Source organism: Komagataeibacter sp. SM21, assembly GCF_041402665.1.
GTDB lineage: Bacteria > Pseudomonadota > Alphaproteobacteria > Acetobacterales > Acetobacteraceae > Komagataeibacter > Komagataeibacter saccharivorans.
Genome location: NZ_JBGLOV010000019.1, coordinates 32,343 through 44,148, shown reverse-complemented (window position 1 = coordinate 44,148; position 11,806 = coordinate 32,343). Strand labels below are relative to the sequence as shown.

Genomic DNA, 11,806 nt, shown 5'->3' with positions numbered 1-11,806 from the left:
GCGGATAACAGCGCCCAATCTGCTCAAAACGCAGACCGGATGCCAGCGCAAAAACCGTCAATCAAATCGCCAAAAGCCAGAAATCACGGGCCACGCACATCAATTGACGGTTCTTCGATCCCTCCACGTTTTGATATATGTTGCAAGTGATTCGCATTTACGATAGGCAGCCCTTTCCACACGGCAGACAACGCCACTAACTGAGGTCGGGCATGTATCGCAGCAAGGTTTTTTATGTGTTTCCCCTTTCGCTTATGGTGACAGGCAATGCCCTTGCGGCTGATCCGGCCCGCAAGGCTGACCAGAACACAGCCACACATGCAACAGGCACGAAACAGGCAACCGCCCCGTCGGGGGAGAAGGCCGGGCGGGTTGAAAAGCTGGAAGTGCATGCACGCAGGCCCGCAACGGTGGCGTCATCGGCCACGAAATCCGATACGCCGCTGATCGAGACCGCCCAGTCGGTTACCGTTGTCAGCCGGAACGAAATGGACGTGCGCGGCGTGCTCAGCCTCAATCAGGCCGTGCGCTACACGGCGGGCATCACACCGGACCTGCGTGGCGGCGGGGAAGGCACGCGCTATGACCAGTTCGCCCTGCGCGGCTTTACGGTTCCGACCTTCCTTGATGGCCTGAAGCTACAGGACAGCCCCACGGGCTATGCCACGGCGCAGACCGATACGTCGCGACTGGAAAGGGTCGAAATCCTGAAAGGACCGGCATCCGCGCTGTATGGCCAGTCCAGCCCCGGTGGCCTTGTCGCCCTGTCCAGCAAGCTGCCGACCGACCAGAAATTCTATGGTGGCGTCACGACGACCGGCGGCATGTTCGACCTGTATCGCGTGGATGCCGATGTTGGCGGCTATGCGACGAAGGATGGTCTTGTCCGCTACCGCCTGTATGGCACGGTCAACGGCCAGCACAGCCAGTTGAGCAAGACGGGAAGTCGCCGTTTTTCCATAAGCCCCTCCTTCACGTTTGGCGGTGATGGGCCGACGACGCTGACACTGCTGGGCAATTACCAGTACGACCCCGAAAATGGCACCTATGGCGGCGCGCCGCTGGAGGGTTCGCTCAAACGCGCATCATACGGATACCTGCCACGGGATTTCTATGACGGTGACGTTCCGTTCGAGAAATTCAACCGCCGTCAGGGTGGCATCACCTATATCTTCAACCACCGTTTCAACAATGACTGGAGCTTCACCAGCCGCGGTCGGTATGACGACATCAAGACCATATATCGCAGCGTGTATAATAATGGTTATTACACAAGCAATGACATGCTCGCCCGCTCCGCCTTCGGAACGAACGAACATACCCACAACCTGGCATTTGACAGCCAGTTCAAGGGGCATGTCCGCACCGGCCCGCTGCGGCATACAATGATGTTCGGCTTCGATTACATGCAGCAGAGCGCATCCGAACAGGGATTTTACGGCACTGCGCCCGACCTGAACGTGCTGCACCCGGACTATCACATGGTGATCCCCACCATGAGCCCGTATGTGAATTACCAGACCAATTCCCATCAGGTCGGCATGTATGCGCAGGATGAAATGCGCTGGCGCGGACTGGTCGTGACCGGCAGCCTGCGTAATGACTGGTACCGTTCACAGCAGAACGAATACATCTACCATACATCCACACATGAAAATCCCCGCCAGATCACATGGCGCGCATCGGCGCTGTATCATTTCAACTTCGGTCTTTCGCCCTATATCAGCTACTCGACATCCTTTCAGCCGCAGGCGGGCACCGTATCCAACGATGGCGGCAGAACCTTCAGTCAGGCCAATCCATCCCTTGGCAAGCAGCTTGAGGGTGGCCTGAAATACCAGCTTCCGGGCACGTCACTCCTGTTCACGGCGGCGGGCTTCCATATCGAACAGACCAACGTGCTGGTCGCGGTGGGCAATCTGGGCTACAGCACCGAAAGTGGAAAAGTACATTCGGACGGCTTCGAATTCGAAGCACATGCCGAACCGTTCAAGAACCTTATGATTACGGCGGCGGTCAGCGTGCAGAAGGTCCATGATGATTCAACCGGCAAGCCGCTGATCCAGGCCGGGACGGGCAATGCCTCCCTGTTCGCGTTCTACACCATGCCTTCAGGCCCGGTAAAAGGGCTCGGTTTCGGTGGCGGCATGCGCTATTCCAACAAATCCTATGGCGGCGAAGCCAGCTATGGCAGCGTCTGGGTGCCGCAATACGCGGTGTTCGATGCATCCGCCCGTTATGACCTGTCGAACCTTTCCCCGTCGCTGCATGGGTGGACCGTCGCGGCCAGTGTGCGTAACCTGTTTGACAAGGATTACATCGCAAACTGCCTGAGCTACGCATCCTATGGACAGGAATGGTGCTATTATGGTGAGCGCCGGAATGCGCAGGCGAGCATTGGCTTCACCTGGTAAATCAGTTCCACCCCGGCGGCCCCGCCTGAATATCGCCCTGCGCACCCTTGTCGGCCTTGCGGGCGGGTACGGTGTTGCGTCACTGGGCGGGGTGGCGCTTGCCCTGTGGCTGCCCCTGTCGCGTGCTGACGGGGCGATGGCGGGCATCCTGTTCGGGCTGCTGCTATGGCCCACCGTGTTCATGGCGGCGTTTGGCGTGTCCGGTATCTGGCGGCTGGTGATGGTGGTTGCGGGCTGCATGGTGTCCTTCACCATCATAGCCTTTGCCGCGGGCCGGGGGTTATGAAGGGATCGTTCCGGGTCACGATGGCATGGCTGCATTCCATGCTGGGCCTTGTTACCGGCTGGGTGCTGTTCGCCATTGCGCTGTCCGGCTCCCTGAGTGTTTTCCGTCAGGCCATCACCCTGTGGATGCATCCCGAACGCGATCCCCCCCGCGTTAACCCGCTTGAGGCCACCAGCCGGGCAATCGACTGGCTGGCCCATAATGCACCGTCAGCGCCAGCGTGGTACGTAACCAGCCCGACAGCGGAAGCACCCTTTCCGACCGCCATATGGCCCGATGCGCAAGGCACGTATATCCAGCGTATTCTGGACCCGCAGACCGGCAGCCCAGAGGGCCTGCGCGACACGTTGGGGGGCGAGTTCTTTTACCGTTTCCATTTCGAGCTACAGCTTCCCTATCCATGGGGCAGGCTGATCGCGGCCATGGCGGCACTTGCGCTTGTTGTGGGCCTTGTGACAGGCATCATCATCCATCGGCGCATATTTGCCGATTTTTTCACGTTCAGGCTGAAGCGGGGCCTCAGAAGCTGGCTTGATGCCCATAACCTTCTGGGGGTTGCAGCCCTTCCCTTCCACCTCATGATTTCGTTTACGGGTGCGGTCACGCTCGGATCGCTGCTGCTGCCGTGGAGTACGCAGGCCATCTATCACCATGACATGATGGCATCCTATACGGACCTGAACCCGGCCCTGTATTCCCGCTCCGCCAGTGGCCAGCCGGGACATCTTGTGCCCATCCGTCCCCTGCTTGATGAAGCGGACAGGCATTTCGGCGGGGCGGGCATCGAGCAGGTATATATTTTCAATCCATCCGATCATGCCGCCCTTGTCACGGTCATTGCCGGTAACGACCATACGGTCAGCACGACCACCGGGGTCATGACATTCGATGGGACCACGGGCCAACTGATAAACGCGCACACCGAAACGCGCCCTGTCATCCGGCTCTACACGTTCCTTTACGGACTGCATGTTGCACGTTTTGCGCCAGCGGTTACGCGGTGGCTCTATTTTCTGTCCGGTCTTGCGCTTGCGGCCGTTATCGGCAGCGGGATGCACCTGTGGACCCTCAAGCGCCTGCGTCAGCAGCCCCACATGGGGCAGCGTATTGTCTGCCGCATGAATACCGGAATACTGGCCGGAACACCGCTGGCCTTCGCCACCTATTTCCTTGCCAACCGTCTGCTTCCCCTTACGCTGGCCAACAGGGCCGCGCAGGAAGTACAGACCGTTTTTGCGGTATGGGCGCTGGGCATTACATTCGCCCTTTTCCGGCGGCCCGATCGCGCGTGGCCAGAGCTTCTGGGCGGCAATGCGCTGGCCTGTCTGGCCATAGCCCTGTCTGGCCTGCCGTGGACGAACGTGGTGATGCGCGGGACGGCCATTGTTGCCCTCATGCTGGGCGGGGCATTTGGCTACGCGGCGTTCCGGACCGCGCGGCGGGCATGATGGTTGCGGCAGTCCTTTGCGGGCAATGCGGCATGCTGCTGCTGGCTGCCGGATCCATACGGGGCAGCGACATTATATTACGCAGAAGCCTGTCCCACCTGCTGCGCCGGAGTATTCAGGCAGCAGGCATGCTGCTGCTGGTCCTGAGCCTTGTTCTTCAGCTACGCGCAGCACAGGCCCCGGTCATTGCCCTGATTACGTGGCCCGGATGGATCAGTATTGAAATCGTTCTGGCCGCCCTTGCCTGCACCGTGCTGAATGATCTGAGGGGGCCGCGCCGGTAACGATCCCTGCGCAGAGGCAGGGACCGAGCGACATGCGTGCAGAGGCGTTCTTTCTTCTGATCGGCTCAATACAGCAATATCTGTTAGTCCAGCGCAGTATCGTCCATTGTCCCCACCTTCTGCACGCCTTCAATAGTCGTCAGCGCGGCGATAAGATGTGATACCGGGCGCTTTCCCTTCACCTGCATGGACAGGGTGACAAGCCGGTCGTCAAAATCATCTTCCTGGCCCCGTGCGATTTCGGAATGTTCCTCGTAATGGCCGTTCTGGTTGATCTGCACGTGATCGATGATGAAACGCAGCCGTGTGCAGGTTACAAGAATAAGCCTGAGCACGCCCCTGCCATCCCGGTAGGAAATTTCCATCCGGGTTGCACTGCGACCGGCCTGCGGCAGGTTCCGCGTAAGCAGCGGAAAGACGAACATGATGATGAAATAGGCCACCGTTGTCGCAATGGCGAGCTGGACCAGCCCCGCGCCCGCAGCCATGCCGAGGGCCGCCGTCAACCATACCGAGGCCGCGGTTGTCAGTCCGCGCACCACATTCCGGCGCATGAAAATGACACCGGCGCCGATAAACCCAATGCCCGAAACAACCTGCGCCGCTACACGCGATGGGTCCAGAATGACCTTCTCGCTCGCAATCACATCATCGAAGCCATGTTTTGATATGAGCATGAACAGGGCAGCCGATAACCCGACCAGCGAGTATGTTCGCAACCCCGCGCTTTTCTGGCGATATTCCCGCTCAAGTCCGATCAGGCCAGACAGTATGAACGCGATAAACAGATCCATAAGCTGCGGCACATTTTCCCACATCACAGAGATCGGGTCCCCCGGACTTCCCATAAAGGGTCTGTAACGCCCCGCAGGCTGCGCCGTTCATGATTCTTTCTGAAAAATCCTGTATATGCCTGCGTTTCCTGCTGTCAGAGTGTCAGTTGTTTTGCGCCGGACTGTTCCTGTCCGAAAAACCAGTACATATAGGGGGTTGTTTGAAACACAATACTTGATAAGGGATAGGAAAATATTTTGGTGCGCTTTTTTCACAAAATCAATGTCTTTCAAAGCTTTTTGAAAAAAGCTTCACCAAAAACTTCTTTATGTTTTCTGGATGTTTTCCGAACAGACTTTTCAAACATCCTCTCCGGAAGGCCAACATATGGCCGGTGCAGCCACACCATTCACACAACATCTGCGCGACAAACTGACAGCACGAAATTGACCCGAAATCCGTCAATATTTTCTTACCAACAGTTTTACGCACCGTGAAACGAATGGGTCACATATTGTATTTTACAAAGGCTGCGTTTTATTTTCTTCCGGGCAGATGATCCTTTTTATCCTGTCCGCATAGACATCCGGCCTGTTTTCAACAAATATCCGATGCAGCGCATTCCGGCGTATCTGCTTCCATAATGTTTCGTCATTATAAAGGCAGACCAGTGCGTGCGCGAATGCCTGTGGGTCTTCAATGGCGGCTGTCATCATATCCGTTCCGCTGATCCAGCCGACCTGATCGCATAAAAGCTGCGTTGCGACTATCGGCAGGCCATGGGCAGCAGCTTCATGGATTTTATACGCAATGCCTGCCGCAAACCGGGTCGGGGCCACGAATACACGGTGCGCGTTATAATAGGGCGCCAGATCCTTCACCGCGCCAACAACATCAATGCGCCAATGGCTCAGTGCAGCCGCCAGATCAATTCCCGGCCCCGTATGCCCCACAACCCGCAGGCGGATTTCAGGCGGCAATACTGTATCCAGCAGCGGCAGGATACAGTCATTCAGCCACATAAGCGCATCCCAGTTTGGCGATGCGTCATTCTGTACTGATCCGACAAAAAGCAGATCACGACGATCGGCCCATTGCGGTCCGTTATTCAGTGGTGGCTGGACATGTCCAAGAACCGATACGTCACGCCCCAGATGGTCCGAAATAATACTGGCCTCGGTTTCACTTACCGCCATGAACTGGTCCACAAAATCCGTTGCCTGAAATTCCTGTTGCAGCATACGGGTAAAGGAAAACGGATTTTCCCGGCCCAGCACCCGGTTCCGGCCCATGTCACGCATGCTGGCCACGGCTTCCGTGTCCAGAACAATACGGCAGTGACCAAGGGCATCGCGGCATGTATTGATAATTTCCCGCAGTCTTTCGGCATTATGGGTTCGGGCCAGCCAGAGTATGTCGTAATACCCTGCCCTGTCGGTCAGAAACCGCGCCAGTTCGCCCAGGCCCCGGTCCCATATCACCTCTGCCCGGTCAGGCAGGTCAGGATAGCGCCCATGCGGCGGGGTACGGGGCGGAAAGACGGGATAGACCGTCACATGCAGCCCAAGATCGCATACCATGGTGCGGATTATATCATTGGAGCGCGGAAAACCGGCGCCAATGCTACGCTGTGGTATATAATCTTCGATAAACAGGATGCGTTTTTCATCTGGTGTGGATGAGCGGGCCGACAGGATATTTACATTTTCCCGATGCAGCTTTGATTTAAGATAGTCCCTGTTCCTGTCACAAAATATCTTTATGTTCTTTTCAAGCAGTCCATCTATTTCCGCCCGGTCACCGGTGCCGAATTCATAATGGACCATGACAACATCCGGGTCATAAACAATTCTGAATCCAAGCCGGTGGATCTGCACACACAAATCCGTATCTTCATAATAGGCCGGTGCAAACTGTGGGTCGAAGCCCCCGATCTGTTTTACTATTTCTGTCCGCACCAGTAAAAAAGCACCCGAACAGAAATCAACATACCGTACATAATTGGCTTCGGGCCGGTCTGGTTCCGCATTCCTCAGATATCCGGACGTTGTCCCGTCCCGCCAGATGATGCTGCCTGCTTCCTGAAGCAAGCCGTTGGTGCGGATTATCCGCGCCCCTACCGCCCCCGCCTGCGGGTCCATGCCCATCCTGCGCAGGGCCGCACTGATCGCACCCGGCATGATCGCCACATCATTATTGAGATACAGGACGAAGGGAGAGACGACCCGTTCCAGCGCCATATTGCAGCCACGCAGGAAGCCCACATTTTCTTCTGTGCGGATGACCTCCAGGCCGCTAACGCTATTTTCGATACCGCGCGTTTCATCCGATGATCCGCTATCAACCAGTATGACCTGCATGGCCCCCGCATATTGCGCGCGTAAGGTCGATAGGGCTGTCATGGTAAAGGTAAACCGATTATGGGCCACCATGATGATGCTGACATCGGGTACGTCACACGTAAAATCAGGACACTTTGGGCCGCCGATAGCCGCATAGACAGATGCCAGGCGCATGAAGGCCCGCTTGCAGGCCAGTTCACCGTCCTGTTCCGTGCTGTATTCATGGGGCAAGGCACCCGCAAGGGCCACGTACTGCGCGAAAACGGTGGGATAGGTCTGCCTGCGCACATCATGGGCAACGGCGGGGTCCCTGGCGTAACGTTCCAGATCGACCTGCGGTGCTGGCCTGCGTAACTCGGTCAGGCCGTAATTGAGGAAATGTTCGTAAGCATTGTGGAACACACCGGCGTCGATGGCGGCTGTAACGTCAGGGTTGCTGCTGCGATAGAATTCTTCTGAAAAATAGGGGTTGGGATCATGGCTTAAGGCCCCGGCATTGACCAGATATTCAGCAAGGGGATGCTCCTGATATATCCGCTCCGCCTGCATATCGGGATAGGTTTCACGATACCATGCCGGATCGAAATACCATGACAGGCGACGCCGCATGGTCCGGGGATGATGACGGGACTTCAGAAAAGCGATGAAAGGGCCATCCTGTTCATCAAATAAAAAATCGGGATTTTCCGATATGAATGTTTTCGTGGAAAAATAGAACGACGCATCACGCTGTTCATGTGCGCCATAATTCAGATAATGGTCATAGCCGTTTTTCAGTCCGTGGGAAGACATTTCCCCATCAGATAGGTTCAGTTCGTTCGCGCGATAAAATTTTTCGTCGAAGAAAGGGTTGGGATTCCGGTCCCGGTATCCTGCGTTACAGTAGTGGTCAAATCCGGACTGGTATTCACCTTCCTGTATGAGCTGATCTACATCATCATAAAAACGGCGGTACCATATTTCATCAAAATAACAGTTGGGACTATGGCCTACCTGAACCCCGCATGTTTTATAGAATTCGTATATTTCATCGCTGCTTTCCAGAACGGCCAGAACGCACAGGCTGTTATATTCCTGCCGGTACCATTCAGGATCAAACTCTGACCAGTCTTTTTTTACCGAAAGTTCCAGAATATCCTCCACCTTACCTGAAATATGATGCTATTTTAAATGTTTCCATTATGGATATTTCAGTACGAACACTTCATCTCATCCATCGGAAAAGACCGCCGGGTCCATAAGAAGGGCCGCCAGTTCCGGCATGCGCAGATGAAGGGGAATGACCATCCCGCCCCCACATTCCCTTACCCGCTGCGCGGGGGCGCCTATATCAAACGTCACGACGGGGATCTGCTGCCGCCAGAACGCCGTCAGGACATAGGACCACGTTTCGGGCCATTGCGCGGGCAGGAAACCCCAGTCACAGCCCTGTTCGGATATAAGGGCGGGCAGTTCGTCATCGCCGTACGGCCCCGTAATTTCAACAACACCCGTTTCCAGCAGACGTTCATCATCGCAGGTAAAGCCCACGATCACGAACCGCAGCGGCAGGCCGGTTTCCACCACATAACGGGCCAGTTTAAGGATGACATTATAACCTTTTTCCATCCCGATCGCGCCAATCAGCAGGATGCGCCTGACCTCGCTGTCCAGTTTGGGACGAAAGGCAATCCGTTCATTCGCCGTTGGCGCTTCCCATTGATGAATTATGGGGGAAACACCCATCTGCCGCCGGTATCGGGCGGCCACGTCCCTGCATGATGCGATGATTTCCGTCGCCCCGTTCAGGATATCCCGGCTTCGATCACGCAGGTCACTGGCGGTCAGGTCATCCTCATTCAACGCACCGAGGTCACGGACACATCGCCCGCATGCGTCCTCGCTCTGCTCGCCACAGTAAATGTTGTTGTAGGATACAAGCGTAATACGCGGACAGAACCACGAATAATCATGCAGATAGACGTTATAGGGTATGCCACACCGCGCCACGCGCCCGATTGCGGCAATACCCGCGCCTATGTAGCTGTGCATCTCGATGCGCTCACAGTTCAGGGCAAGCAGGATGTCCTGCAATGCGTCGCCGTCGGTATCGCACAGGATGTTGGGATAGTCCTCCAGTGTCGCGGGAAGGACATGCCAGCGTGTCGGCACGCCTTTTTCCTCTGCTGTCAGCGGGGATATGACAAGCGCCAGTTTTCCTTCATCCGTAATCTGCGCGGCACGCCTGCGCACGAATTTCTGCACGCCCCCGCCCCGGTTATGGGTAACGAGGGCGACTGTCGTCCGGCCCCGCAGGTCCGCGGTCAGGCGGGTCATGTCAACAAGACGGCGGAACGGCCCTAGCGGGTCCTTTTTCTGCCATGCCTGCACAACCGCGTCATACCCCGGATGCAGTCCGTTCAGTATACGCAGGTTACGACGCATGAGGTCACCACGAAACGCGCTGAACGACTGCCCTTCCACATGTCCCACGAAAGTATTCAGGCACACCACATGCCGCCATCCCAGCGCCAGCGCGCGGCGGCTGAAATCGTTTTCCTCTCCATACCCCTGCGCGAAAACGTCTTCGCGCAGTACGCCGGTCTGGCGCAGGCATTCCGCGCGGATATACATGCAGAAGCCATGGGCTGTCGGCACATCCACCGTATCCGTACGCCCCAGCCCGGCAAGAAGGGCCGCCAGTTCCTCCACCTCGTCATAACGGGGAATGGTATTCTGCCCGTCATTGCGTGGGTAACTGAAAATGGTCGCAGCGTTGGACAGGGGTGTTGCCGTGCCGATATCGGGCGCGCTGTACGCGGTTGCCCGCAGGCACGAAACCCACCCCCTGGGCAGCAGCGTATCGCTGTTAAGCAGGATAACGTCCTCATCGCGCCCCGCTTCGCGCAGGCCCCTATTGGCGGTGTAGGTGAAGCCCCGGTTGCGTTCGTTATGAAGGACCTGAATACCTTCGCGCCCTTCCAGACTTTCCAGATAGGCGACAATGGCAGGATCGGGTGAACAGTCGTTAACCGCCACGATCCGCGTATCCGCTTCCCGCCATTTCAGGGCCAGTGACAGGCATTCCTTTGTCACTTTCAGTCCCTTGTAAACGGGAATGACGATAACGACCGGATTGACCGCGGGATCACGCACGTCTTTACCACAATGGGGTGCAAACCGTGGCGTATGGAGGGCCGGATAGGGAAGAACGCAATGGGCAGGCGCTTCCGGCGGGCAGGCGGCCGGAAAGGCCATGGCGACCCGTTCCGCCTGATGGCGGGCATACTGTGCGCCCGCCTGCGGCGTAAGGGGACTTCCGTACAGATCCTGCCCGAACGGGTCCGTTATCCTGACGGGATCAGCAGCACCATCCGCCAGATCAGCCCATGTAATGCAGAACTCCGTGCGGCTGCGTTCTGGGGATAACTGACCGGCATCCTCAACCCCGAATACTTTTTCGCAGATCACCCCATCCGTCCGCTCCGATCGCACGACCAGACGGTTTTCCGCCGCGATATTGTTAGGGTAGCGGCACCACCCGCTGATCCCTTCGGCACATTCTTCAACAAAGCCCTGAAACTGCCAGATGCTCCTGCATTCCAGACCACTACCGACCAGTTGCCTGCCTTTGTAATGCACATGTACCGGACATAGCGTAGGGGGGATGGTAACATTATCCACCTTCCAGACCGCGTATTCCCCCTGATCCGTCAGCAGGGACACGGATGCGGCGATTTCGTTCCCGCCCGTACGGATCGTAATGGATGGCTGGCGTCTTGTCCGGACCCCGACAACAATCTGCCCGTCCGGCAACATACCGCACCAGCCGTTACACCTGACCGCCTTTACAACCATATCGCACAGGCGATGGAAGACATCGAAATACAGCACGGCGGTTTCCCGCAGGAGCGACTTCATCTCGACAAACGCATTGTCGTACGCGCCAGCCCTGATCCGCGCCATGAGAAGAAAAAACCGCGCAACGGGCGATATGATGGTACCCGCCAGAAATTCCAAGGCTTCGGAAGCGCGCGGATCGCCCGTTACCAGACGGCACAGCCCGATGCCGAGCATGATATCATGCGCGCTGGGATGGGTGCGCTGCAGGTACAGAAGCCGACGCAGGCAGGCAGGCACGTCACCCGCCACGGGGGCAAGCTGTTCATACTTTCCGGTTAAGGTCAGGATATAGCGGCGGGTTTCCTCCAGCACGAAACTATTGATGTATGGGTCATCCATTATTCAGCCTCATCAATAATTCCGTTTCCCTACCATT

The 11,806-nt window shown here is 56.8% G+C and carries 7 protein-coding genes; 4 read left to right on the top strand and 3 right to left on the bottom strand.

Annotation, left to right across the window (positions count from 1 at the left end):
* Positions 1-212: 212 nt before the first annotated feature.
* From ACBR42_RS14615 to ACBR42_RS14600, 4 genes are read left to right on the top strand one after another with little or no spacing between them, the layout of a single operon-like run.
* Positions 213-2,414, top strand: coding sequence for a TonB-dependent siderophore receptor (locus ACBR42_RS14615; RefSeq protein ID WP_371208490.1), 2,202 nt, complete (start codon positions 213-215; stop codon positions 2,412-2,414).
* Positions 2,398-2,700, top strand: a complete 303-nt coding sequence (locus ACBR42_RS14610; protein ID WP_132306498.1) for a hypothetical protein — start codon at positions 2,398-2,400, stop codon at positions 2,698-2,700. Before ACBR42_RS14615 ends, ACBR42_RS14610 begins: the two co-directional genes overlap by 17 nt.
* On the top strand, positions 2,697-4,148 hold the full coding sequence (locus tag ACBR42_RS14605) for a PepSY-associated TM helix domain-containing protein (protein ID WP_371208489.1): 1,452 nt from the start codon (positions 2,697-2,699) through the stop codon (positions 4,146-4,148). The genes ACBR42_RS14610 and ACBR42_RS14605 overlap by 4 nt, the downstream gene beginning before the upstream one ends.
* Positions 4,145-4,432 carry a hypothetical protein gene (locus ACBR42_RS14600; RefSeq protein WP_371208488.1) on the top strand — a complete coding sequence of 96 codons (288 nt, stop codon included), beginning with the start codon at positions 4,145-4,147 and terminating at the stop codon, positions 4,430-4,432. Before ACBR42_RS14605 ends, ACBR42_RS14600 begins: the two co-directional genes overlap by 4 nt.
* An 83-nt stretch (positions 4,433-4,515) precedes the next feature.
* Here ACBR42_RS14600 and ACBR42_RS14595 read toward each other — a convergent pair whose 3' ends face one another.
* From ACBR42_RS14595 to ACBR42_RS14585, 3 genes are all read right to left on the bottom strand, one after another.
* Positions 4,516-5,250: an MgtC/SapB family protein gene (locus ACBR42_RS14595; RefSeq protein WP_243705405.1), complete on the bottom strand. Its 735-nt coding sequence runs from the start codon at positions 5,248-5,250 to the stop codon at positions 4,516-4,518.
* A 477-nt stretch (positions 5,251-5,727) separates the two neighbouring features.
* Positions 5,728-8,340 (bottom strand): glycosyltransferase, encoded by a 2,613-nt coding sequence (locus tag ACBR42_RS14590; protein WP_371208487.1) that lies wholly within the window; start codon positions 8,338-8,340, stop codon positions 5,728-5,730.
* A gap of 417 nt (positions 8,341-8,757) precedes the next feature.
* Entirely contained in the window at positions 8,758-11,769 is a 3,012-nt protein-coding gene (locus ACBR42_RS14585) for a glycosyltransferase (RefSeq protein ID WP_371208486.1), read from the bottom strand.
* Positions 11,770-11,806: the final 37 nt, after the last annotated feature.

What these genes read in the sequence shown, in the direction of transcription:
- ACBR42_RS14595 (WP_243705405.1), bottom strand. Translation starts at nt 5,250, where the DNA reads ATGTGGGAAAATGTGCCGCAGCTTATGGATCTGTTTATCGCGTTCATA.
- ACBR42_RS14600 (WP_371208488.1), top strand. Translation starts at nt 4,145, where the DNA reads ATGATGGTTGCGGCAGTCCTTTGCGGGCAATGCGGCATGCTGCTGCTG.
- ACBR42_RS14605 (WP_371208489.1), top strand. Translation starts at nt 2,697, where the DNA reads ATGAAGGGATCGTTCCGGGTCACGATGGCATGGCTGCATTCCATGCTG.
- ACBR42_RS14585 (WP_371208486.1), bottom strand. Translation starts at nt 11,769, where the DNA reads ATGGATGACCCATACATCAATAGTTTCGTGCTGGAGGAAACCCGCCGC.
- ACBR42_RS14590 (WP_371208487.1), bottom strand. Translation starts at nt 8,340, where the DNA reads ATGTCTTCCCACGGACTGAAAAACGGCTATGACCATTATCTGAATTAT.
- ACBR42_RS14615 (WP_371208490.1), top strand. Translation starts at nt 213, where the DNA reads ATGTATCGCAGCAAGGTTTTTTATGTGTTTCCCCTTTCGCTTATGGTG.